This window comes from Sphingobacterium multivorum (genome assembly GCF_900457465.1).
In the GTDB taxonomy this organism is placed as follows: Bacteria; Bacteroidota; Bacteroidia; order Sphingobacteriales; family Sphingobacteriaceae; genus Sphingobacterium; species Sphingobacterium multivorum.
In genome coordinates this window covers 125,935-149,476 of record NZ_UAUU01000006.1, presented here as the reverse complement: position 1 = coordinate 149,476, position 23,542 = coordinate 125,935, and the positions used below count along the sequence as shown (strand labels likewise).

General features: G+C 39.4%; 21 protein-coding genes and 1 pseudogene. 6 read left to right on the top strand and 16 right to left on the bottom strand.

The features are described from left to right. Positions 1-98 precede the first annotated feature (98 nt). Positions 99-1,633 (bottom strand): annotated as a pseudogene (locus DTA23_RS08385) (IS1182 family transposase). A gap of 445 nt (positions 1,634-2,078) precedes the next feature. Between DTA23_RS08385 and DTA23_RS08380 the strand changes: the two are divergent. Continuing rightward, positions 2,079-3,104, top strand: a complete 1,026-nt coding sequence (locus DTA23_RS08380; RefSeq protein WP_070570481.1) for a hypothetical protein — start codon at positions 2,079-2,081, stop codon at positions 3,102-3,104. A gap of 130 nt (positions 3,105-3,234) precedes the next feature. Here the strand turns inward: DTA23_RS08380 and DTA23_RS08375 are convergent, their stop codons facing one another. Then, positions 3,235-3,687, bottom strand: a complete 453-nt coding sequence (locus tag DTA23_RS08375) for an SRPBCC family protein (RefSeq protein ID WP_070570483.1) — start codon at positions 3,685-3,687, stop codon at positions 3,235-3,237. A 4-nt stretch (positions 3,688-3,691) separates the two neighbouring features. Continuing rightward, entirely contained in the window at positions 3,692-4,372 is a 681-nt protein-coding gene (locus DTA23_RS08370; protein WP_083296136.1) for a DinB family protein, read from the bottom strand. A 255-nt stretch (positions 4,373-4,627) separates the two neighbouring features. Here DTA23_RS08370 and DTA23_RS08365 point away from each other — a divergent pair, with 255 nt between their 5' ends. Next, positions 4,628-6,274: a glycoside hydrolase family 97 N-terminal domain-containing protein gene (locus tag DTA23_RS08365; protein WP_218565321.1), complete on the top strand. Its 1,647-nt coding sequence runs from the start codon at positions 4,628-4,630 to the stop codon at positions 6,272-6,274. A gap of 111 nt (positions 6,275-6,385) precedes the next feature. Beyond that, positions 6,386-6,613, top strand: coding sequence for a glycoside hydrolase family 97 C-terminal domain-containing protein (locus DTA23_RS27495; protein ID WP_218565322.1), 228 nt, complete (start codon positions 6,386-6,388; stop codon positions 6,611-6,613). A gap of 99 nt (positions 6,614-6,712) precedes the next feature. On the opposite strand, the gene DTA23_RS08360 is transcribed toward DTA23_RS27495, so the two are convergent. After that, positions 6,713-9,076, bottom strand: a complete 2,364-nt coding sequence (locus tag DTA23_RS08360) for a glycoside hydrolase family 127 protein (RefSeq protein WP_112374404.1) — start codon at positions 9,074-9,076, stop codon at positions 6,713-6,715. Positions 9,077-9,312: 236 nt separating this feature from the next. On the opposite strand from DTA23_RS08360, the gene DTA23_RS08350 reads away from it, so the two are divergent. Continuing rightward, on the top strand, positions 9,313-9,903 hold the full coding sequence (locus tag DTA23_RS08350) for an LOG family protein (protein ID WP_070570493.1): 591 nt from the start codon (positions 9,313-9,315) through the stop codon (positions 9,901-9,903). A 513-nt stretch (positions 9,904-10,416) separates the two neighbouring features. Here DTA23_RS08350 and DTA23_RS08345 read toward each other — a convergent pair. The 11 genes from DTA23_RS08345 to DTA23_RS08300 all read right to left on the bottom strand — a co-directional run bounded on the left by DTA23_RS08345 (position 10,417) and on the right by DTA23_RS08300 (position 20,679). Continuing rightward, on the bottom strand, positions 10,417-11,211 hold the full coding sequence (locus DTA23_RS08345) for a (Fe-S)-binding protein (RefSeq protein WP_112374414.1): 795 nt from the start codon (positions 11,209-11,211) through the stop codon (positions 10,417-10,419). A 7-nt stretch (positions 11,212-11,218) separates the two neighbouring features. Then, positions 11,219-12,517, bottom strand: coding sequence for a 4Fe-4S dicluster domain-containing protein (locus DTA23_RS08340; RefSeq protein WP_112374402.1), 1,299 nt, complete (start codon positions 12,515-12,517; stop codon positions 11,219-11,221). 193 nt (positions 12,518-12,710) lie between these two features. After that, positions 12,711-13,385: a TetR/AcrR family transcriptional regulator gene (locus tag DTA23_RS08335; RefSeq protein WP_112374401.1), complete on the bottom strand. Its 675-nt coding sequence runs from the start codon at positions 13,383-13,385 to the stop codon at positions 12,711-12,713. Positions 13,386-13,746: 361 nt separating this feature from the next. Further along, positions 13,747-14,313, bottom strand: a complete 567-nt coding sequence (locus DTA23_RS08330) for an OmpH/Skp family outer membrane protein (protein WP_046671940.1) — start codon at positions 14,311-14,313, stop codon at positions 13,747-13,749. A 103-nt stretch (positions 14,314-14,416) separates the two neighbouring features. After that, a complete protein-coding gene (locus tag DTA23_RS08325) occupies positions 14,417-14,950 on the bottom strand; it encodes an OmpH/Skp family outer membrane protein (protein WP_046671928.1) in 534 nt (177 codons plus the stop codon). A gap of 427 nt (positions 14,951-15,377) precedes the next feature. Continuing rightward, the gene (locus DTA23_RS08320) at positions 15,378-17,408 is read right to left on the bottom strand and encodes a BamA/OMP85 family outer membrane protein (protein ID WP_256603122.1); all 2,031 of its coding nucleotides are present in this window, start codon (positions 17,406-17,408) and stop codon (positions 15,378-15,380) included. After that, positions 17,386-17,661: a POTRA domain-containing protein gene (locus DTA23_RS28730; protein ID WP_256603135.1), complete on the bottom strand. Its 276-nt coding sequence runs from the start codon at positions 17,659-17,661 to the stop codon at positions 17,386-17,388. Before DTA23_RS28730 ends, DTA23_RS08320 begins: the two co-directional genes overlap by 23 nt. Next, positions 17,573-17,944: a hypothetical protein gene (locus DTA23_RS28725; protein ID WP_256603137.1), complete on the bottom strand. Its 372-nt coding sequence runs from the start codon at positions 17,942-17,944 to the stop codon at positions 17,573-17,575. The genes DTA23_RS28730 and DTA23_RS28725 overlap by 89 nt, the downstream gene beginning before the upstream one ends. Before the next feature lie 114 nt (positions 17,945-18,058). Next, positions 18,059-18,796, bottom strand: coding sequence for an undecaprenyl pyrophosphate synthase (gene uppS, locus DTA23_RS08315; protein WP_046671941.1), 738 nt, complete (start codon positions 18,794-18,796; stop codon positions 18,059-18,061). A gap of 289 nt (positions 18,797-19,085) precedes the next feature. Continuing rightward, complete coding sequence (locus tag DTA23_RS08305; protein WP_112374400.1) at positions 19,086-19,970, bottom strand: NAD kinase; 885 nt, start codon at positions 19,968-19,970, stop codon at positions 19,086-19,088. A gap of 46 nt (positions 19,971-20,016) precedes the next feature. Continuing rightward, on the bottom strand, positions 20,017-20,679 hold the full coding sequence (locus tag DTA23_RS08300) for a CBS domain-containing protein (protein ID WP_046671932.1): 663 nt from the start codon (positions 20,677-20,679) through the stop codon (positions 20,017-20,019). Between the two features lie 254 nt (positions 20,680-20,933). Here DTA23_RS08300 and glsA point away from each other — a divergent pair, with 254 nt between their 5' ends. After that, positions 20,934-21,767 (top strand): lyso-glycine lipid O-acyltransferase GlsA, encoded by an 834-nt coding sequence (glsA, locus tag DTA23_RS08295; protein ID WP_112374399.1) that lies wholly within the window; start codon positions 20,934-20,936, stop codon positions 21,765-21,767. Positions 21,768-21,772: 5 nt separating this feature from the next. Further along, positions 21,773-22,732, top strand: a complete 960-nt coding sequence (gene glsB / locus DTA23_RS08290; protein WP_046671934.1) for a glycine N(alpha)-acyltransferase GlsB — start codon at positions 21,773-21,775, stop codon at positions 22,730-22,732. Between the two features lie 61 nt (positions 22,733-22,793). Here glsB and DTA23_RS08285 read toward each other — a convergent pair whose 3' ends face one another. Further along, positions 22,794-23,534: an MIP/aquaporin family protein gene (locus DTA23_RS08285; protein WP_112374398.1), complete on the bottom strand. Its 741-nt coding sequence runs from the start codon at positions 23,532-23,534 to the stop codon at positions 22,794-22,796. Between the last annotated feature and the right edge of the window lie 8 nt (positions 23,535-23,542).

Genomic DNA, 23,542 nt, shown 5'->3' with positions numbered 1-23,542 from the left:
TTTTTATTAAATATGGCTATGCGATAGATTTGTGAGTTGTTTGTTGATTATTTCACAGAACTGTTCATTTGGGAAGAAAAAGAACAAAAAGTAGCTTTTTAAGCTGCTTTTTTCCTTAGATTTTGCGCTATAGCCAATAAACCCCATTCTATGGACACTTTTCCTTACCGCGGAGCATAAATCTTCGGAACCCGTGGTTCTGTTTTATGTTTCCAAAGACTGGTTCGACATCGTGACATCGCTGTTTTCTTTTGGCTATACCGACATCGCTGTTAAGCAATCCGTATGCTCTATCTTTATAAGCCTCAAGCTGTTCATTTATCTGGATGATTCTATTGCCCTGTGATTTGTGGCAAGCACCGTTCAATGGGCAGTTTGTGCAGTTTTTTGCCTGATATCTTTTTATTTTTTGCTCGAAACCTGTGGAGGTCTTTTGTGTAAATAGACCTATGCAGTTCATTTCCTGTCCCATTGGACAGATATAGCAATCTTTTGCAGGGTTATAATGTAGTTTATCAACGGAGAATGGCTTCTTGCCCGAATAACTCTTTTTCTGCTCCTTGTCAAACATACCATATTTCACATAGGCCCCAATGTTTTTCCCTTCTAGTAACGCATAGTTCTCCTGGCTGCCATAGCCAGCATCTGCGGTAATGGTTTTCAGTATTTCCCCAAAGCTCGCCTCATGTTGTGCCAGATGACCGGGTAGCGTTGTGGTATCTGTGGGGGTGGGATGTATGGTGTAATTGACGATGTATTGATTGGAAGTAGATATCTGAATGTTATAACCTGGTTTGAGCTGGCCATTTTTCATATGATCCTCTTTCATGCGCATAAAAGTAGCATCGGGATCTGTCTTGCTATAACTATTTCTATCTCCAAGCGTTACTTCCTGCTCTTCATATTGAACAATCTTGGCCGGGTAGTTTTTAGTCGCATAGCGCAACTTTGCCCTCATCTTCTTGCTTACCGAAGGTTTATCGGACAAGACCCGGTTCAGGTTATCGACCGTAGCCTGAACTTTTTCGCGGTCAATTGTTGTCAGATCGGGAGGTTCCGGAAGGTTGTCCTCTGCTTTGGCGATACTTTGGGCGTATTCCCAAATATCTTTTAAGGCAGCTTTCATCTTCTCCTTATTGGTCTGGATAGCTTTTTTCCAGACAAAGGTGTATTTGTTAGCATTGGCTTCAATCTTGGTGCCATCGGTGTAAACATCTTCTATACTCAGCAGACCTTCTTCGGACAGGAGTTTGACAACTTCTTCAAATACACTACGAAGTGCTTCTTTCAAACGAACGCCTCGAAATCTGTTGATGGTATTGTGGTCGGGATAGCTCATGCCGCTCAGCCACATGAAATTGATGTTCTCCCGGCACGCCGTTTCCAATTTGCGACTGCTGTAGACATTGCTTACGTAGCCAAACACCAAAACTTTCAACAACATCTGCGGATGATAACTGGAGCAGCCTTTTATCTTATAAGCGTCCAATAGGGACTGGATGTTGATCCGGTTGATTACATCGTTAACGATACGTACCGGATGACCTTTGGACACCAGTTCGTCCAAAGTTGGAGGAATGGCCATGATCTGGTCCTGATAGTAAGGCTTAAAAGTAGGTCTTTGAGATGGCATATATCCTTTTTGTTTACACTATAAATATATGAAAATCAAACCGTTAAAACAAATAATAAACCTTAGATAATGCAAAAAAAGAGACTGCCTTTTTGAGACAGCCTCTTTTTTTTCGCCCTAAATGGTTAGACTGTTAAGTCTTTTTGCTGTGCAGAAAATTCAGTTTTTAACCCGCTTTTTCGCTTATAATACGCTAGGAAGGGTATGCTTTGATGATTTGTGATCAACTACTGGTAGTCTTATCGCGTAAGTTATTACCTTGTTTTTCGTTTAACGAGGTTGAAGCGTTTTGATTTGAATTGTAAAAATATGCTATAACGGGATGGTACGTGTTGGACTGATGTAAAAAAACATTATCTTAGATTATTATATTTAATTTATCAGATAAAAAAGTGTAGCTAACCTTTTTTAATGATAACCGAATTTGGAACTGAAGAACTTCAATATGCACACTAGAAATTTTTTACTTCTTCTTAGCGCACTAATATGGCTAAGTTGCACAAAAGATCCCATCGAGCCAAACGTAGAGCCCCCAGAGGTGGCACCTTCAGATACCACCAAGAATGAGCCCACTGTTCCGCCTGATAAGTACGAAATTCGGAAAGTACAATTTCAGATGAGCGAGCTTTTCTCTGATGATAATATTGATGAAAAGGTGTTCCTGGGCGGACTTTGGAGTCTCAAAGACACCCTTGAAGGCCCACGGCTAGAAAGCCTGGAAGCAAAAGCGAAAAAAGTAAAATTCCATTTCTTGTCTTACAATGACTTCTCCGTAGATATGGGATTCTTTGAGCCCAGCTATAAAAATGGTCTTGCTTATGCCAATAAGTTTGAAAAGTCGAAACAGGCAAGTAGTATGAACTTTACTTCGAGCAGTTTTGGAGATTACGCCGAAATACAGGGATTTCTCGGTAATTCGAAGGATGTAAAAAAGGCATTATCCCTTGTAAAACATGCCGACTCAACGACGATCAGTAAACAAAACAGCACGCTTCGTATAGGCAAAGTCAATAAGCTTACAATTTATATTGACCACACAGAGTATTTTGATGCTTATCCGGAATCGGAGGTAGCTGTATTGACCCAAGCAGGTTACTCTCCCTATGTGCTTGCTTCGGTGACTTATGGTACCCATATGATTCTGATGGGTGAAACTGATTCAACACGGGCAGGCCTCAATACGGCAATAGACAAAATACTGGAAAATAAAACACTGGATGATGTAGATACCAAAGTCCTCGATTGCAGCAATCTGCTGATCTACTATCGGGGCGGCGGCAAGAACAGTTTTATTCAGTATCCGAAAGGAGCCAAGGCTATTGGAATAGCACTCCGCGATATGCTCCTTTATGTGAGTCAGACGGAAAATATCTTTAATTATCCACTTACCTATGACTTTATGAGCCTGAAGGACTATAGCACGCTACGGTATTACAATATATTTGACATTCGGGTCAAAAAACAAAAGTAAACGAACGAAAAAAAGCATCGGCAAGATAAAAAAACGGCATCCAGATCTAGGTGCCGTTTTTACTTTTGCCAACAAGCTTCTGACTTGCGCATTGATTTCGCAAAGCTCTTCAATATGCAGGGTATTTCACCTATTCCTTTTCGCTAATATCCTTTAGCCGTTGCAAAGCATTTGGCCAAGCCTCATTAAAGTAATCGATGTATTCGTCGTTTGTATCAACATCTACTTTCAATAATGTTTGTCCTTCGATGTCCGAAAAAGAATAATTTTCTAATGCTCCAGCCCAATCTTCGACAGCTGGTCCGGATAAAATTTCTTGGCCATTGTCTAGGATACCAAGATGCCGAATAGACACATATGAATTTGGAATGTATTCGGCGATTTCTGCTACCATTCCGCCTTTTTCACCATTTTCATCGACGCCGGTAAAATGAATTTTTTGCCCCTTGTCCCAGATGCCTTCGAAATCTGAACTTGGATTGAATGCACTGGTCCATTGTTTATAGGTTTCTTTGTCAAGCATTGTTTTAAAAACCCGCGGCACAGGCGCATGGATCTTAATTTGATAAGTTAATTTCTTCATCTTTCTATTGTTTTGGAAAATTGGGATCGGCTTTTATTTCAGCGATCTGTTTGGTATGACGTGCAGAATGCGCAGCAATAAACATCAGGGCTTGATAACCATCAATTGGACCAGTTGGGGAATCGCTGACATGATTTCTGAGATCTTCCGCATCAGCTTTTTTGATGTAATCAAGCACGGGTTGGCGAGCGGCATTGAAATCAGTCAAAGCGGTGTTCACATTTTTATAAATTCCCTCTGGTTGGAGTTCCTTGGGTGCCTGATATTTGTGACTTCTGTCTGTGAGTGCATTTTTTAGATTGTCGTCGGTCATCTTGATCTCTTTTCTCCTTTCAGGTTGTGGATCTTGATCCAGGCCCTTTTTTGCCATGTCAAATATCATTCGTTCTGAACGAATAATATGCTCAAGGCATTGACTGATCGACCATTTGTCGGGCGCTGGCTTAAATTGGAGCTGCGCTTCGCTTAAACCCGCAACCTGCTTTTCAAGCTCCGCAGTTGTTTGGTTAAAATATTGCAATAGCGAGTCGGTTCCAACATAATCGTGTTTTAAAGCCTGTTTTTTTTCTATCAGCGTAATGTTTTGGTCCTTTTGCTCGAGCAATGACCCTGATTTGGCAGATGATGGAGCCAAGGTAGCAGTTGCTATGCTGGCAAGTGCTATCATGTTCATAATTAGATTCATAGTTTAATACGTTTTAAGATCGTAAAATAAATGTCACTATTTCTTTACAATTATAAGGGATTTTTGTTTGGTATATCTTCTCATAGGACAAGAAAAGCTGCGTTTGCGCCTTCCCAGATTAGACGACGATTCCTATTTGACGCAGTCGATTGCAACCTGATAAAATACGTATTCTGTAATAAGTGTTTTTTGTACATTTATTAAAATAAAACCTTATCTTTAACAGAATAACTAACCGACTATTTGAGTTAATCTATGTTAAATCACAATTATACGCGCTATTTTAAACGTTTACCAGTAAAACGTTATGCTTTGGTATGTATGCTATCTTTGTTGGGGACAATTGCCACAGCACAGCAGACATCGGTATCGAGTCCGGACGGAACTTTGACCGTTAAATTGGATCTGAAAAACGGTCATCTATTTTATCAGGTTGAACTGGAAGGAAAGACAATGTTGGAAGCTTCACCGCTTGGGCTTCAAAGCAAGACGATAAATTTAAGCGATAATTTGCGTCCTATAGCAGAAAAAAGAGGTGAAATTTTGACCAATTATAACGAGCCAAAAATCAAACGCAGTCAGGTACAGTATAAAGCGAATGAATTGCGTTATGTGTTGGAGAATACTTCAAAGCAGCAGATCGAGGTTACTTTCCGTGTTAGCAACAACAATATAGCGTTCCGATATTATGTGCCTCAGGTGGGCGAGCCGGCCAACTTTGCATTGATAAAGGAGAATAGCGGCTTTAAATTTCCACTCGTTACAACAACATTTTTAACAGCCCAAGCTTCCCCGATGATAGGCTGGATGAAAACAAAACCAAGTTACGAAGAGGAGTATCAGGCAGATCAGGCGCTAGGCGTACCTTCGAAGTATGGTGTTGGCTATACTTTTCCTGCGCTCTTTCATGTTGGAGATCGGGGATGGGTACTTGTTTCGGAAACGGGTGTATCAAGTGCATATTGCGCATCCAAGTTAAGCGAAGGCACGAAGGATGGTCTTTATAGCATTGCTTTCCCGGAAGAAGGGGAGAACAATGGCATTGGACGTGCAGCTCCCACAATTTCATTACCCGGTTATACACCTTGGCGCACACTGACTGTCGGGAGCAATCTAAAACCCATTGTGGAGACGACCATTCCGTTTGATGTTGTTGAACCGCAGTATCCGGCATCGAAGAAATACGAATTCGGACGGGCGACATGGAGCTGGTTGGAATGGCAGGACGGCAGTATTAATTTTGAAGACCAAAAGAAGTTCATTGACCTTTCGGCTTCAATGGGGTATGAATTTGTATTGATCGACAATTGGTGGGATACAAAGATCGGCCACGAGAAAATTGAACAATTGGTGGCTTATGGGAAGGAGCGGGGCGTAGGTATTTGTCTGTGGTACAATTCGAACGGATTCTGGAACGACGCACCTCAGACGCCAAAAAATAAAATGAATACTTCGATTGCACGTAAAGCCGAGATGCAATGGATGCAGCATGTGGGCATTAAAGGAATCAAAGTCGACTTTTTTGGAGGCGATAAACAAGAAACACTGAAGCTTTACGAAGATATTCTTTCGGATGCAAATGATTATGGATTAACCGTTATATTTCATGGATGTACTTTACCGCGTGGTTGGGAGCGCATGTATCCGAATTTCGTGGGCAGTGAAGCCGTATTAGCCTCTGAAAATTTGATTTTCACACAACATGCAAATGATACGGAGGCTTTTAATGCGACTTTACATCCCTTTATTCGGAATGCCGTGGCGGCAATGGATTTTGGTCCGGTTTTGCTGAACAAACGTCATAACCGCGAGAATAGCGGCGGTACTATCCGCAAAACGACAGAAACATTTCAATTGGCAACGGCGATTTTATTTCAGACTCCGGTACAAAATTTGGATTGACACCCAATAATTTACAGGAATGCCAACCCATGTGATTAATTTTATGAAGCAGGTACCAACTACCTGGGATGAGAGACTGTTTTTTATGATGGTTATCCAGGTAAATATGTCATACTTGCCCGGAGAAAGAATGATACATGGTATATAGCGGGGATAAATGCCGAGGGCAAAGAAAAAACTGTATCGGTGAATTTGCCCATGTTGAGTACAGATGCGGTACAGCTAATCGACGATAACATTGCCCGGGAGTCAAAACAGAAGCAGATTCGACTTTCTAAAACAAAGTCCATCAAATTGACGTTGCAACCTGAAGGCGCCGTTGTTTTAATCGGAAAATAAATTAAGCGCTCTTCTGACGAACTGAATCACTTTTGATGAACTGAATTATCTAGGCTAAGTGAATCACGCCTGACTAATGGAAGCTATCTCCCAGATCCATTAGTCAGGACGAAGAGTTCTTATTTCTAGGATCTTGTGACTTGTAAATCCTGCCCCGGCCTTAATTTTCAGTTCTATTTTGGTTTTACCTGCACTCTCCATGGGAAGCTGTATATGTATTGTTTTCATGGTGGATCTCTCATCCTTGTCTTCCAATATACTGATGGTTTTACCATCGATCATTACCTCAGTTACCCTGGATGAGTTGTCTGCCAGCAATTTGATCGCGACCAGTTGGGTCTCTGGCGTTATTTTCATCACATAACTGAACCAGCCTTTTGTATCGCGCCAGCGTGTATCACCGAATGCCCCAGCATTGCTATTTTGCTCGCGAAAAAAGTGATCTGATTCTGGTTGTTGCTCCCCAGCGACTACTTTATCGACCGTTTTGGCCGCTAGCGCTAAGCTTTCCACTTCATCGCGGCGCATTTTGTCCTGTAATGTCAGTAATTCTTTCTGCGTTGCTTGAGGCCAATAGATCATATAACGGGAATCATGAATACCGAAAAAGGGTTCTAGTTCCATTTGAATATCTTTTTTTCCCAAATAGAGATTTGAGAGTGTAAAGTGTAAGGGCTTTGACGCTATTGGTTTTACAAGTGCCGGAATATTGTTCGGTTCTGCTTGAAGAATCGGGAGATCACGTAAAGGGATTTGTTTTCCAGAAGCAATGTGCCCCATTCGGCTGTCGTCGGCTCGAAGTCCTAAAAGATCTTCCTGTCCAGTTCGGGCTCCCAAAACAAGAGGTCCATATAAAATACTATAATAATTGCTTTTATCAGGCAACTGCTCAGTATGTATCCCCATGGGTAATTGAAGGCTGACGATATCGCCCTTTCGCCATGTACGTTTGATCTGGATATGCTCATTTGTGGAACTGAAATTGCGGTAAGGCTTTCCATTGATCAACACATGGGGAGCTGTGGTGAGCCAGCTGGGTTTACGAATAAACAAGCTGAATGACGTCGGTTTTTTAGGGTTCATTCGTATGCTTGTTTTGGCTTCTGTCGGGAAGTTCGTTTCTTGAATAACTTCCATATTTTTCTCCTTCCAGTCCAGGCGTGAAGGAATAAATAGATTGACAAATAGGTCATTGTTGCGGTATGCGTAAATCATTTCACCATATTTGGCGTGATTTTCCATCCCTGATCCGACGCAGCACCACATACTTGTCTGCGCTTGAGAATAAACACGATAATGCCCCGGACGAATTTGCGTGAAATAGACTAATCCACCATGTTCGGGGTGTTGTGTCGATAAGATATGGTTGTAAAGAGCACGTTCATAAAAATCGAGGTATTTCCCTTGCGGATCGGTCTGATAGAGCATTTTTGTGAGCCGTAACATATTGTAGGTATTGCAAGTTTCTGGTCCCTCAATGCTATAGAGCATTTTTGAAAAATCTTCCGTTGGGTTAAAATGTTCACTTACACTATTTCCTCCAATAGCAATCGAGCGCTGCTCAACGACATTGTCCCAAAAGTAACGAACAGCCTCCGCCCATTTTTCGTTGTGAGAAAGGTCAGCGATGCGTTTAAAACCGAGAACTTTTGGAATTTGTGTATTTGCATGCAATCCTGTTAAATGATCTTCATGAGCTAATAAAGGCTCAAGTATGGATTGATGACTGAATTTACGAGCCAACTCGAGATAAGTCTGATCTTGGGTAATTGCAGCAACATCAGCAAAAGTTTCGTTCAGTCCGCCATGTTCACTTCGTAACATTTCCTGTATTTGAGCATCTGAAAGTTGAGCGACCAACTTAAGCGCCCAATCAGTCATTTGAATCAGCATGTCTTTTGCAGATTCATTGCCTGTCAACAAGTAGGCGTCTCGCAGGCCAGCATAGGTTTTGTGTATATTATATAGCGGCACCCATTTTCCATTCAGGTTAAAGCTACCGGCGTTGATTCTACCTTGCTGAATCTCTGTCCAAATAATTTTACCCCCAGGTACTCCGCCTATGTAGCCGTTTCCATTTGCTTCCTGACAACGTCTCAAGTTGCTGAGCATATAATCTAGGCGTTCCTTAATACGAAGGTCTCCTGTAGCGGCATACATATGTGCGAGAGCAGATAGATAATGCCCTCCTATATGGCCATCTAATCCTGTATTTTCCCAATTGGTATAGGAGTTTTTTTTTAGCGGTAAATTGGCTTCGCGTAAAAAGGGAGCCAGCAATCTGTCCGGGTCCATTTCCAATAAATAATTGATGTCAAGATCTTCAGCATGTTTAAAAATCCCAGGTAACAACCTTACTTCTCTTAAATCGAAATAATTCAATTGAGAAGTTGTTTGGGCAGATAGCGCCAGACTAAATAAGCTTAAGAGTGCACTGTGCAAAAATTTGTTTTTGAAGATCATATGGACTGAAATTATCATTTGTTATTAACAAGATCTGATGAGCTTGTCTGGTTAGCCGTTATGTATAAAAAGACCGGTAAATCAAAGATATTAAATGTGTTATTTATTTTAAGTGTTTTTTTTACATTTATATTTATGCGCGAAAATAATGCGTGTATTTTTTTGTATATTATTGATAGTGAGTTTGTTTTTTTTATTAAAAGAGCTGATCCGTTTATTTTTAACTATACTTGTATATGAAGAAAGTTAATAGTATTGTTATTTTTTGTGCTTCCAGTTTAGGGAATTCGGCCGTGTATGAAGAGCAAGCCTCCTATGTGGGAAAGGTTTTGGCTGAATACGGTATTCGTTTGGTTTATGGTGGTGGAAGGGTTGGCCTAATGGGAGCTGTTGCGAATGGAGCTCTTGCACAGGGAGGTGAGGTAATAGGTGTCATTCCTGATTTTTTAAATTCGAAAGAAAGAGAGCATAGGGGGGTAACAAAACTGATTACTGTAGATACCATGCACGATCGTAAACGGATTATGAGTGATTATGCCGAAGGAGTTATTGCGCTGCCGGGTGGTTTTGGTACCTTGGAAGAACTTTTTGAAATGATTACATGGGCTCAATTGGGTTTACATAAAAAGCCAGTTGGTTTGTTAAACATCAATGGATTTTACAATCATCTCATTCAATTTATTGATCACATGGTCGAAGAGGGCCTTCTTAAGCAGGAAAATCGAGCGATGTTATTGGTGGCTGATACGATTGAGGAGCTGATCGAGAAGATGCAACAGTATGAAGCGCCACTGGTTCCCAAATGGATTGAGAAGGATGAGATTTAGCGATATAATAAAATCGTTCAGAATTGACTAAGTCGAAATTAGTTCGAAGGATTATACCTCATATAATCCGAAACAGCTGTCGGAAGCATTCCGACTAGAAGCTTCATCGTTAAATATACCACATCGTATTCAAGTGGTGAACAGCAAGAATTTTAGTGATCAAGTGGTACTCAACCTCACCGAAAGTGCTATCTCTGCGGATAGCTATTTCGGTGGCGGCTATATCATCGCGTAGTGTTCTCTCATTTTTTTTTATTATTTAAGAAATGAACAACATTTTTAAAGAAATGAACAACAATGAATTGAACTACAGGCGATACCTTTGTTATGGCTAGATGTTAGAGTCGGTTGATCAGCATAAAAACAGCGCTGATCTTCGATTCGGGGGAATCCCTTATATTTTAACCGGCTTTGGGATTCCCCTAATTTATGCGTGGACAGGAGATATTCTTCTCCCTACACAAAAGGCCCGATCGTATGATCGGGCCTCTTTTATTTCGTGATTAATATAATTTACAATTGATTTGCTCGGGCAGTGATTTCGGCAATATCCAGCACTTCTATCTCTGATTCTTTTTCTTTTATCTTTACGCCATCTTTTAGCATGGTCATACAGAAAGGACATGCTGCTGCTACAACTTGAGGCTGTGCATCGATGACTTCTTCGATACGTTCGATGTTAATGTCTTTTACTCCAGGCTCTGGTTCTTTAAACATTTGTCCGCCCCCTGCACCGCAGCAAAGTCCATTGCTCTTACAACGTTTCAGTTCGATCAACTGGGCATCCAAGCTTTCCAATACTTTTCTCGGCGCCTCATATACCTCATTGGCACGACCAAGATAACAGGGATCATGATAGGTTATCTTCTTTCCTTTAAATACATTATTATCCGCTGGTTTTAATTTTCCTTCATCAATCAGGTTTTGGATCAATTGTGTATGATGAATGACCTCATAGTTGCCACCAAGAGATGGATACTCATTTTTTAAAGTATTGAAACAGTGCGGGCAAGCAGTTACTATTTTTTTGATTTCATAGCCATTGAGTACTTCGATATTCATCATGGCCTGCATTTGAAAGAGAAATTCGTTTCCACTTCTTTTGGCAGGATCCCCCGTACAGCTTTCTTCTGTACCTAGGATGGCATATTTTAAACCGACATGTTGTAATATTCTGCAGATATCGCGCGTAATTTTCTGTGCACGTTCGTCAAAACTCCCAGCACAGCCTACCCAAAATAGTATATCTGGAGTTTCTCCTTTAGCCAACAGTTCTGCAACTGTGGGGACTTTTAATTCATTTTCCATCATAAAACTATTGTTGTTGAGTCCAATTGGCACGGTCTAATTGCGCATATTTCCATGGCGCACCATTGTTCTCAATATTTCCAAACATATTGTTAATACTCGCAGGAGCTTGTGATTCTTCCATAACGGCAAAGCGACGTAGTTCAATAATAATATCCAGTGGATTAATATTGACTGGACATTGTTCTACACATGCATTACAGCTTGTACAGGCCCATAACTCTTCTCGACTGATATAAGTATCGATCAGCGATTTTCCGTCATCCTGAAAGCTCCCATTTGTTTTGATATTTGTACCGACTTCCGTCAGTCGATCCCTTGTATCCATCATGATTTTCCGTGGGGATAGCAGCTTTCCCGTTATATTTGCGGGGCAAGAAGATGTACAACGTCCACATTCTGTACAGGTATAGGCATCCAATAAGCTCTTCCAGGTTAAATCCTGAACATCTTTGGCTCCAAAACGTGCATTTGCATCTGCTGGTGGTGGAGTGAAACTTGGGTCAAGCATGGCTTTTACCTCGTTGGTTACGGCAGGCATGTTGGATAGTTTGCCTTTCGCATTCAGATTAGAAAAATAGGTGTTCGGAAAAGCTAAAATAATATGAAGATGCTTAGAGTAGGGGAGGTAGTTCAAGAACGCAAGTACACCTAGGATATGAAACCACCAACAAGACCGCTCTATTAAAAATAAAGCTTCCGTCGAAGTTGGAAGGTATGGAAGAAGATAGTGGCTTACCGGAAAGGAACCTACCGATTTAAAATGTGCAAAGCCATAGAGTTGCAATTTAAGATCAGAAGCGTTCATCAGCAGGAAAGCCGACATTAAAAGAATCTCTGTGATTAAAATAATATTCGCATCCGTCTTGGGCCAATGTTTTAATTCCGCGCTATTTAAGCGAGCTACTTTAGCGATATTTCTCCGAATTAAAAAGATGACACAGGAGAGCAGTACAGCAAGGGCGAGCCATTCAAATGCACCAATCAGAAAATTATAAAAACTCCCTAGAAATGAAAAGATACGATGTGTACCAAAAAGCCCGTCTATGACAATCTCCAACATCTCAATATTTATGATGACAAATCCGAGGTACACAAATAAATGCAATACTGCGGGGAAAATGCGCTTAAACATTTTCTTTTGTCCAAAGGCGACGAGGAGCATCATCTTCCAACGCTCTGGTGATCTGTCCGAACGATCTGCCGGTCTACCCAGCTTGATATTACGATAAATCTGTTGTGCATTTTTGCTAAAAAGGAATAATGCTACAGCGAAACAAACCGCAAATATTAGTTGACCTATCATATGCTTGGATCTTGGTTATAAACAAATATACTATATTATTTTGTTATGCTAACATAGTAAAAATAAATCAAAAATAATGCCCTAAGGCGATAATTTATTGGAAATTTTTACGGGGGAAATATAGGCTGTAATGAAAACGTCCAAGAAGGAATTCTTTCTTCTTGGACGTTTTATCTAATTATAATGGAATATTCTATAGCTGAACATCGGAGAATGTCTGTTCTAATATTTTACGAATGGTTTTCTGAATCCGTTCTTTTCCTGCTTCGGTATTGACATCGATACCGCAAAAGGTACTGCCCGTAGATTTTGCCTGAAGGCTTAGATAGTAGATTGAACTGACTAAGATCGCCAATGTTGCTCTCAGGTCGTTTTCGGAGTTTTCGAATTTTGAATCGACATGTTTAAATAGTTCCTCGCCAAACATTTCCCGTCTGTCGGCGATATTTTTAAGCGCTTTGGTTTTTTCGCCTAGGCCCCAGTGAATGACTTTTTGCTTCGTTTTATCCTTCAAAAAGGTGTCGAATTGAGATTTAAGCAATTCTTCTATCAAGGAAACGTTGATGGTGCTTGGGTTTGTGACCATTTGCTCTAAGACTCCTTTGTCTCCGATTTGCCAAAAATCTTTTTGTGTCAGGTAAGCTTCCACCAGTTGATCGAGACCGCCAAAATAGTTCCATATTAATGCTTTGTTCAGTCCACATTCCAAAGCAATATTAGGCCCATTCAATGCATGGTATCCTTTCTTTTGAATGACCTTTCCAACAGCGGCGATCATGCGAGCTTTGGTGCGCTCCTTGTCTCGAATAGGACCGGAAGTTACCTTTCTTTCTTTTTTAGGATTATCCTCAATTACTTTCTTTTTCATGCGAATAAAATCATTTTAACGACGAAGCTTTCCTGAGTACCTCATATTCGTCAGTTAATGAACAAATTTGAGCCCATGAAGTTTTCATTAGGGTAGATATGTTTGTTTTCCGAACCAATATCTACAATTTAGCTGGTAAATGCAAGAAAATCAAGCAGCAGATTTTTATTTGCACTATAATTTGACTGATCCGATAAGCATTTTAGTTTATCTTATTTTTTGGCAATAGGTTGGGTGGATATTTGCTGCTGTTAGCAGTGTACGCTGATTGCGATACACTGGCCTTACGGAAAATAGATAGGCAATAAAAAAGGGATTATCTCTAAAGATAATCCCTTTTTTATTGCCTTGTATTGCTGGCTTATTTTCTTGCTGGTGCAGCAGGAGCAGCTGTAGCTGAAATACCTAATTTTGTTTTAACAGCAGCAGTTAAATCCTCTCCACCTTGGAAATAAGGAATATTTGTGCTTGAAATATCAAATACATATGCCATTCCCTTTTCTTTTGAAACAGCGCTTACAGCATCACCAACTTTTCTATGAATAGGTGCAATTAGCTCTTCTTCTTTCTTGTTCAAGTCTTCTTGAGCAGCTTGTTGTGCTGTTTGGATACGCGCTTGGATATCTTGTAGTTCTTGACCTATTTTGTTGATTTCTGGATCAACAGTTTCTTTGTTTGCTTCACTTCTGTTACGCAATTTATCGTTCGCATCTTTTTGTTTTGTTTGATAAATAGCCACCATATCTTGAATTTCTTTGGTTTTGCCGTCGCTTAATGTTTTCAATTGACCTTCGGCTGCTTTAAATTCCGAAGTGGACTGAATAATTTCAGCAAAATTGATATGACCAATCTTTTGTTGCGCATTTGCGAATTGAGTTGAGAAAAATACTGCCACTAAAGCAACCGCACCTTTTAATAAATTTTTCATGCTTTTCATTTTAATCTAATGAGCCATCTTTATGGCAATCTTTTAGTTTTCTAATTAATTACTACTATTGTTATTTGTGTTCACAATGATAATAAACTCCCGCTTAGTTTGCAAGACTCGGATTGGGTTTATATCCTAATTTTGTAATGACATCATTACTTTTATTCAATTTTGGATTGGCATAGAGAAAAGTCGACTCGTTGCCCTTGTCCATAATAAAATCAATTCCCTGCGCAGAAGCAACGTCTTGGATAGCTTTTGCTACACGGTCTTGAATAGGCTTCATCAATTGAGTACGTCTTTTAAAGAGGTCGCCTTCAAATCCAAACTTTTGTTTTTGATAGTCTTTTACTTCTTTTTCTCTTGTCACGATTTCATCCTCACGGCGACGACGCATATCTTCATTTAATAAGACCTGGTCCTTTTGATAAGCCTGATATAGTTTTTCAATCTCAGCATATTTCTGATCCACTTCTTCCTGCCATTGCTTAGAAAGGTCATCTAACTGTTTCTGTGCAGTCGTATATTCAGGAATATGTTTTAGGATATATTCTGAATCAGCATATGCAAGTTGTTGGGCAAATGTCGCTGTAGCACTAACGACTACAAAAGCTATAACTAACAATATTTTTTTCATATTTCCTGTAAGTTTTTATAGACTATACTTTTTGTTATTTAACACTAATTTACCTTATGACTTCGGATAATCCCAAAAGTTTAATTCGAGAAAACCGCTCTACGTAAATTTACGGCTCAAAAATAAGAAAAAAGAAGCAATCTAACAGATATTTCTCGGGTTTAACACTATTTAACTTGTTGAAGAATGCTCCAATGCTAGTTGCCTGAGTGCTGTTTATGGCTTCTTTTTTTCGGTGATCATAACCGCACTCAATATAAGAAAATTTATAAGATATTACGGGTGATTTAGCATTTAATCCGATCAGGTGGAAATGAAACAAAAATCCATGATTTATTGAAAACAATCTTAAAACAAAAAAGCTATCTACAAATTCTTGTGATAGCTTTTTTATAATTTACTGCTTAATGACTGGGATCAACAAAGATTAGAATCCACCCATATTTTGCATAATACTAAATGTAAAGTTTTGTTTCCATGTACTGCTCGGTAAACCCGGGATAGGGTCGAATGCATGGCCGTAATCTATTCCTAGCATACCGAAGATAGGTAAGAAGATACGGGCACCAACACCTGCAGAACGACGTACTTTAAATGGATTGTATTCGGTGAACTTGTTCCAGGTATTTGCCGCTTCAGCGAAAGCCAATACGTACACTGTTGCCTGATCATTTAACATCACCGGGTGACGTAATTCCATTTGATATTTCGTATAGATTGGACTACCTGAATTTCGTGCCACATTCACATTTTGTGTTCCTTCAGGAATGATTACACCATTTGCATAACCACGTAATGCAACAATTTCAGATCCTTGTAGGTAATCAAACCCTTGCATACCATCCCCACCGACTTTGAAACGCTCGAAAGTTGATATCTCAGTTTTGCTGGAGTATTTACCCAAGAAACCAAATTGAGCTTGTGCTTTGAAAACAAGTTTTCCCGCAATTTTTGCATACCATTGCGAGTCAAATTTCCATTTGTGGTACTCTGTCCAACGGTAGCGTTCCTGAGCCGATCCATTTTTATAATCAATGTTGTTAAACAATGAATATGGAGGCGTCAATTGCACCGAGAATTTGATGTTTGAACCCGAAGTAGGATAGATAGGAGCATCGATCGAATTACGGCTAAACTCTTGCGTCAAGTTGATGTTATAGGCTGTACCATTATCAAATAGGAAGTAATTTCCATAATTCTGAAGCTTATAACGTTGGAATGACAAGGAAGTATTTGCCTGGAACCAGTTGTCTGGCCATTGTAAGCGTTTACCTAATGTTGCGGTAATACCAGTCATCCAAATACGGTTCAACTCGGAATCCTTAACAATTTGCTCGCCAGTATAGTAGTTAAATCCACCATATGATGAACTCGAAGTATAGGCGCTCAAACCAAAATAAATTGGTTTTTTACCACCCAACCAAGGCTCGGAGAAAGAGAAACTATACGATTGATAACGTTTACCCGAAGTTTGACCACGGACACTCAACTTCTGTCCATCTCCACGTGGTAGCGGTTTCCAGGAACTTTTGTCAAAGAAATTGCTGGTAGAGAAGTTGTTAAATGTTAAACCTAAGGTTCCAATGATCTGACCGGCACCATAACCACCCGAAAGTTCAACCTGATCCGAAGGTTTTTCAGTAACATTGTAAACAATGTCCACTGTACCATCCGCATAATTTAGATTTGTCGGTACTGGGTTTGTTTTTTGCTCATCAAAATTTCCCAACTGCGCAATCTCACGCACACTGCGCATAATTTGTTCTTTTGAGAATTTTTGACCAGGTTTTGTATAAATAGAACGTAATACAACACGGTCGTTGGTTACATCATTACCTTTAACAATAACGTTATTGATGGTATATTGAGCACCTTCATAAACACGTAAATTTAAATCGATGGTATCGTTATAAATACGCGTTTGTTCGGGGTCTACTGAGAACGTAAGATAACCATCGTTCATATAGATTGAAGAGATGTCATCACTATTTTTTGTAGGACCCATCAATTTTGCTGTTAATTTTTCTTCCGAAAAAACATCACCACGTTTAACCCCTAAAATTTTATTCAGTAGGGTATCCGAATATTTTGCATTACCTGTCCAAACAATATTACCTACATAATATTTAGGACCTTCATAGATGTCAAAATTAACCAGCACATTTTTTTCACCATCGCGAATAACCGTATCTTTCAAGATCGTGGCATCACGATAGCCTTTGGCGGCCATTTTCTTGATTAGGTTTTCTTTACCTTCTTTGTATTTTTCTTCCTTGAACTTTCCAGGACCGAAAATGCGATACCACATTTTTTGCTTGATGGGCTTGGCCATTTTTCTCAATTCTTGTTGAGAAAAATGTTCATTCCCTGTAAACGTCATTTTTTTGACTCTTACCTTATGTTTTTTATCCACATCGGCAATAAGTATTTCATTATTAGCCTGTGCCGAATCTTTCACTGTTTTTTAGGGTGATCTCCGGATATAAAAAAGCCTTTTCTTTTAAGAACCGTTGAATCGTAGCACGTGTGGTGTTCATCAAGTTTTCGTTGACAATTTTACCGGTGTTGCTATTTAAACGTTTGCGAACTTCTTCGGTCTGACTTTTACTTAGGCCATTAATATCAATACGCGTTAAACGAGGACGTTCTACTACACGGATGGTCAAAAATATATTTTTCACCTTCAATTTTATCTGCCCATAATTCGACATCATCAAAGAGGCCTTGAGCCATCATATCCTTTACTACTTTTGCAGTTGCCTCACTTGGAACTTCCAAATATTGACCTACTGACAATTTAGATATTGTAATTAATACATTTTTATCCAAAAATTGTGTTCCAGTTATATCAATAGCGCTAATTACATAGTTTTTAGGATTGAGATAGCTGATTTTTTCTGGGTCATTTAAATTGAACGCACCTTTGTCTTGTCCGTAGACAAGCTGCATTGATGAGAGGCCAAAAAATAGTATTACGGGTAGTATACGCTTCATTTATCTATAATTATTGGCGCTAAAGTACACCAATCGTTTGTTTAATTTTTGTTAATTAAGAAAATTTAACCAGCTTGCTTTTATTCAAATCAGTGGTCAAATTTAATAAAATCTTTATAACTGTTCACTTGTTTTTCCAAACCTTCTTTCGCGTTGCTGATAATCGACGATGGATTTAAATAAATCTTCTTTCGTAAACTCAGGCCACATCTTATCAAGGAAGCATAATTCTGAATAGGCAATTTGCCAGAGTAGGAAGTTGCTTATTCTCAATTCTCCGCTGGTACGTATCAACAGGTCAGGATCGGGGAGGTTTTGTGTATAGAGGTTTGCAGCGAATAACTCATCGTTGATTTCTTCCGCATGGAGTTTTCCGTCTTTTACTTGTTGGGCTAGATTCCGGGCGGCATCTACAATTTCTTGTCGGGAACTGTAACTCAACGCTAATGTCAATGTACAGTGTGTATTTTCTTTCGTTGCTTCTATGGTTTCCTGTAGCTTCTTTTGTGCATTGGAAGGTAGTTTGGTGATATCACCAATGACATTCAAACGGACGCCATTCTCCTGAAAAGTTTTGATTTCTTTTTTAAGGGAAGTAACCAATAGCTCCATGAGTGCCATTACCTCGAGCTTAGGCCTATTCCAGTTTTCTGCAGAAAATGCATAAAGTGTCAGAAATTTAATATTTGCTTTTACACATCCTTCTAATGCTTCTCGTACTGCTTTTACACCATTTTGATGCCCAAATACGCGAAGTTTCCCTTTCTGTTTTGCCCAACGGCCGTTGCCATCCATGATGATGGCTATATGCTGTGGCAATTTAATACTATCTATCTGATCTAAAAAACTCATTTTTGCTGTTTTCAATAAAATGAACACCTTAGGCATCAATGCTATTTTGGCGTTTTAAAACCTACTTTTGGTTTCCTGTATTGCTACCAATGATTATTGTTTGTTTAACGTACTTTTCATTGATTAATTATCGCACTTGGATTTCTATTCCGGATGTTCTTATTCCGTCTTTCTTTATTTCTTCCAAATATCGATTTTTAATTGGAAATTTAGAAGGACAATATGTAGAAAGATTGTTTTGTGTGTTTCTCTTCATACAAAGCGAGCTTGTGCGAAGTGAATTGATAGCCTAATAATTTCTGACATCGATGCCCCAAAGTAATTTTTCCCGCAGCGTACTGAAAAAGCTTTCATGGGGGAGTCTAATCAGATTAATAGTAAATGGAGCCTGTTTAATGGTTAATTTTACAGATGTATCAATAGACTCGTTTTTGGAATCACAGCTTAAGATGTATTGATTGCTTCGACTCTCTATTTCCAATTCAAGGGTAAACTGATTCGAGATGACAATGGGTCTCACATTGAGGTTGTGCGGAGAGATGGGGGTAATGACAAAATTGCCACTTTCCGGCATAATAATAGGTCCGCCGCAACTCAATGAATAGGCTGTGGATCCGGTAGGTGTAGCGATAATTAGTCCATCTGCCCAGTATGAATTCAGTAGTTCGCCATTGATGCGTGCATTGACCGTAATCATGGCCGAGCTGTCGTAACGAAATACGGTGATATCATTAAGGGCATAATGATTGCCTTCAAACAAGTTAAGCTGTTCAGATTCTACAGAGAGCAGCACGCGCTTCTGTATGGTAAAACGCTGGTTCAGTATATCCTCGATGGCATCCTCAAAATCATTTTTATTGATGGACGCTAAAAAGCCGAGGCGTCCAAAGTTTATTCCTGCAATTGGAATTCCGGAATCTTTAATCAGGGAAACAGCAGATAACATGGTTCCATCTCCGCCTAGACTCAACATGATGTCAATATGATCTTTTATTTCTTGATAGGTATTGTATGTTGAGAAATTAAAGGCGCATTCAAATTGTGATTGCAGAAATTCATGAAATGGATTATATACCCAGATCTCAATATTTTTATCGACAAGATATTCAAATAAGTGTTTCACATGTGGTATAACAGAGGGTTGAAACTCTCTTCCATATATTGCGATTCTCATATTGTTTTCAATTTATGGGGCAAAGATGAGAAAAAACTAATCTTAATCAAATGTTAATATAATTCATAAGCTGCTGATAACGGTCGGCAGTGTCGTCAAATGCAGCTATGGTATTATGGGTTTCAAGAATTAAATAGTTGTGTCTTAGGAATGAATTCAGTAAGGCATTGATGTTTGACTTGTCGACTTTAAGGGTAACTTCAATGTTGTCACTTTCCAAATTTATTTTAGTTGCGCAATTGAGGATTCTGCAATTGTCACTTTCAACAAGGTGCGCAATCTGTGAAAGTGAAAAATCGTGTAGGCCAGTCGCCAACACAATAATAGCACCAGATTCATTTTGTGATTGAATTGAACTTATTGCCTTTAATATATCCAATTGTGTTGACACACCAATATATTTGTTGTCTTGATCTAAAATAGGAATGATTGTGCTATTATATACCGTTATCATCACCAGGGCATCATAGGGGTGTTGATTGAACTTCAGCTGTATGGGGGCCGTATTTATTTTTATGGAAGAAAGGGGAGCATCTTCATCTTCCGCATCCAATAAGATGGTTTCATTAACCAGGCCAATATAGTCGTCACCATTTAAAACGACTAATTCTTTACAAAGCATATCTTGCAGCTTCTCTAGCGCTTGTTGTATTGAATCAGCATTTTGAATACTGAAATCAGCATTTGAAAGAAATTGACTTATTAGCATACTCAAACTTAATAAAAAAACTAGGTGAAAAGAAATTTTACAGGATCAGATTTATACTTAATTCGTTGATTGCTTGTAATACCTAAAACAGGAAGCACAGAGAACGAATACATTATTGCAAATAAGTACAATTTTAAAGTTTAAAATTGTACTTTTATTACCATTCTGTTATTATTTTTGTCAACGAATTGGGATAGGCCTAAAAACTAGGCTTAAACGGAGGTGAAGTATTTTTAATTGGAACAGTAAGATTGATGATCACAAGCGAGAGTAAAAAGTTTATTGATATACGTGAAGTTATTCACAAAAAAAATGCGGGCCTTGCTAAATGGATTCCGTCTTTTTTACTTAATTATTTAAAAAGGACAATTCATGAAGACGAGATAAATGATATTATGACGCGCTTTGCGGATCTTCAGGGCCTGGACTTTGTTGATGCATTGATCAACGATCTGGATGTCAAGGTCAATTTGTATGGGGCAGAAAATATTCCAGTATCGGATCCGGTTATTTTTGCGTCCAATCACCCTTTGGGCGGATTGGATGGAATTGCATTTATGCACGCTATAGGTAAATATAGACGCGATGTGAAATTTTTGGTTAATGATATTCTTTTAAATATAGGTAATTTGAGGCCTTTGTTTGTCGGTGTCAATAAGTTGGGGGGGCAGGGGAAACAGGCTATTTCTGCGATCGAGGAGGCTTACGGAGCGGATGATGCGCTATTGGTATTCCCTGCTGGTTTGGTTTCCAGAAAACAAAACGATGGCCGTATAGAAGACCTAGAATGGAAGAAAAGTTTTATTAGCAAAGCAAAAAAATATAAAAAAGATATCATTCCGGTCCTGATTGACGGTAAAAACTCTAAGTTTTTTTATAATTTTGCAAGGCTTAGACAGAAATTGGGTCTCAAGGTAAACATTGAAATGTTATATTTACCTGATGAAATGTTTGCTCAACGCGGACATACCGTCAATATTATAGTAGGAGAAAGAATCCCTTATACAGCGTTTGATCAATCAAAAAACGAAAAAACTTGGGCTGAGGAAGTGAAAAGAAGGGTTTATGGATTGGCTCAAGAAAAATAGAATTTATGCAAGAAATTATACCTCCAGTTGATAGAGAATTATTGAAGACCGAATTGAATAAAGAAGTCTTCTTACGATATACCAACAATGGAAATAACGAGATATACTTAATCAACTATCATAATTCGCCAAATGTCATGCGTGAAATTGGGCGTTTGCGGGAGTTGACTTTTCGTGGCGCAGGGGGAGGTACAGGACTTTCAATTGATATCGATGAAAATGATACATGCGAAGATTGTTACGATCAGTTGATCGCATGGAATCCCGAAGATGAAGAGGTGGTTGCCGGTTATAGGGTGATCAAATGTGCCGAGGCTGGTGAAGTAAACGGCATACCCAATTTATCAACAGCACATTATTTTCAGTTTTCCGAATTATTTACGAATGAATATCTACCTTACACCATAGAGTTGGGGCGGTCGTTTGTACAGCCTAAGTACCAACCAGCCATCGACAATAGAAAAGGAATTTTTTCATTGGACAATCTTTGGGACGGTTTAGGGGCTTTGGTGATGCTTAACCCTGAAATTAAATACCTCTTTGGTAAAGTGACCATGTATCCACATTATAATAAAGATGCACGGGATATGTTGCTTTATTTTATGGACTATTATTTTCCTGACCATGATAAATTGGTTCTTCCTCTTCCGGAATTGGAAATCAAAAATGATTACGATCGCTTTGTCGGCGTATTTGATGGGCTGGATTATAAAGAAGGATATAAGGTGTTAAATAGCCATGTGAGAGCATTGGGAGAGAATATTCCACCGTTGATCAATACCTATATGAACCTATCGCCTACGATGAAATCATTTGGCACTGCACGTAATGATGAGTTTGGTACGGTAGAAGAAAAAGGTATTTTGATTGTAATTGATGATGTGTATCCCGTGAAGAAGGAACGCCATATGAATACGTTTGATCGGGATCGTGAATACGGTCATAGAAAACCCAAGCGTGGATAATAAAATAAAAGGGATTCAATTTTTGAATCCCTTTTATTTTGTTCGTGCAGCTCGACCTTGATTAGGCCGGTTTTATACAGGTATACAGTGCAAAGGCTAAAATGGCGCCCAAGATCGGTCCTAGGATTGGAATCCAGGCATAAGACCAGTCGGAGCTACCTTTTCCTTTGATTGGCCAAAGCGCATGAAATAAGCGTGGGCCAAAATCCCGGGCAGGATTGATGGCATATCCCGTAGTTCCGCCTAGGGAGAGACCGATGGCCCACACGAGGAATGCAACGGGTATCGCACCAAGGGAGCCTATGCCAATGGGAGCTGTTTTTCCGTCAATGGTGACATCTTGACCTGTTATGAAGAAAATTACAAAAATCAACACAAAGGTTCCGATAATTTCACTTGCCAGATTTGTTGATGTATTTCGGATGTTGGGTATAGTAGCGAAAACACCAAGTTTGGTCGTTGGGTCTGCTGTTGCATCGAAATGGTCTTTGTGCATGATGTAGGTCAACATCGCGCCACAGAAACCACCGGCAATTTGTGCGAGAATATAGCCAGGTACTTCTATCCAAGGGAGGCCATGATTAAGGGCTACGGCAATGGTTACCGCAGGATTGAGATGGGCTCCGGTATATGGGCCGGCAAAAACTACACCTACATAGACTGCAAGTGCCCATGCGGTCGTGATTACAATCCACCCTCCATTTTCTCCTTTTGTGCCTTTTAAGATAACGTTGGCCACAACCCCATTGCCTAAAAGAAGGAGAAGGGTGGTGCCGATAAATTCTGCTAAATAATGGTTCATGCTTGTCG

Coding starts and splice junctions, on each gene's coding strand:
- DTA23_RS08380 (WP_070570481.1), top strand. CDS start 2,079: ATGCACACTAGAAATTTTTTACTTCTTCTTAGCGCACTAATATGGCTA.
- DTA23_RS08375 (WP_070570483.1), bottom strand. CDS start 3,687: ATGAAGAAATTAACTTATCAAATTAAGATCCATGCGCCTGTGCCGCGG.
- DTA23_RS08370 (WP_083296136.1), bottom strand. CDS start 4,372: ATGAATCTAATTATGAACATGATAGCACTTGCCAGCATAGCAACTGCT.
- DTA23_RS08365 (WP_218565321.1), top strand. CDS start 4,628: ATGTTAAATCACAATTATACGCGCTATTTTAAACGTTTACCAGTAAAA.
- DTA23_RS08360 (WP_112374404.1), bottom strand. CDS start 9,076: ATGATCTTCAAAAACAAATTTTTGCACAGTGCACTCTTAAGCTTATTT.
- DTA23_RS08350 (WP_070570493.1), top strand. CDS start 9,313: ATGAAGAAAGTTAATAGTATTGTTATTTTTTGTGCTTCCAGTTTAGGG.
- DTA23_RS08345 (WP_112374414.1), bottom strand. CDS start 11,211: ATGGAAAATGAATTAAAAGTCCCCACAGTTGCAGAACTGTTGGCTAAA.
- DTA23_RS08340 (WP_112374402.1), bottom strand. CDS start 12,517: ATGATAGGTCAACTAATATTTGCGGTTTGTTTCGCTGTAGCATTATTC.
- DTA23_RS08335 (WP_112374401.1), bottom strand. CDS start 13,385: ATGAAAAAGAAAGTAATTGAGGATAATCCTAAAAAAGAAAGAAAGGTA.
- DTA23_RS08330 (WP_046671940.1), bottom strand. CDS start 14,313: ATGAAAAATTTATTAAAAGGTGCGGTTGCTTTAGTGGCAGTATTTTTC.
- DTA23_RS08325 (WP_046671928.1), bottom strand. CDS start 14,950: ATGAAAAAAATATTGTTAGTTATAGCTTTTGTAGTCGTTAGTGCTACA.
- DTA23_RS28730 (WP_256603135.1), bottom strand. CDS start 17,661: ATGTCGAATTATGGGCAGATAAAATTGAAGGTGAAAAATATATTTTTG.
- DTA23_RS28725 (WP_256603137.1), bottom strand. CDS start 17,944: ATGAAGCGTATACTACCCGTAATACTATTTTTTGGCCTCTCATCAATG.
- uppS (WP_046671941.1), bottom strand. CDS start 18,796: ATGAGTTTTTTAGATCAGATAGATAGTATTAAATTGCCACAGCATATA.
- DTA23_RS08305 (WP_112374400.1), bottom strand. CDS start 19,970: ATGAGAATCGCAATATATGGAAGAGAGTTTCAACCCTCTGTTATACCA.
- DTA23_RS08300 (WP_046671932.1), bottom strand. CDS start 20,679: ATGCTAATAAGTCAATTTCTTTCAAATGCTGATTTCAGTATTCAAAAT.
- glsA (WP_112374399.1), top strand. CDS start 20,934: ATGATCACAAGCGAGAGTAAAAAGTTTATTGATATACGTGAAGTTATT.
- glsB (WP_046671934.1), top strand. CDS start 21,773: ATGCAAGAAATTATACCTCCAGTTGATAGAGAATTATTGAAGACCGAA.
- DTA23_RS08285 (WP_112374398.1), bottom strand. CDS start 23,534: ATGAACCATTATTTAGCAGAATTTATCGGCACCACCCTTCTCCTTCTT.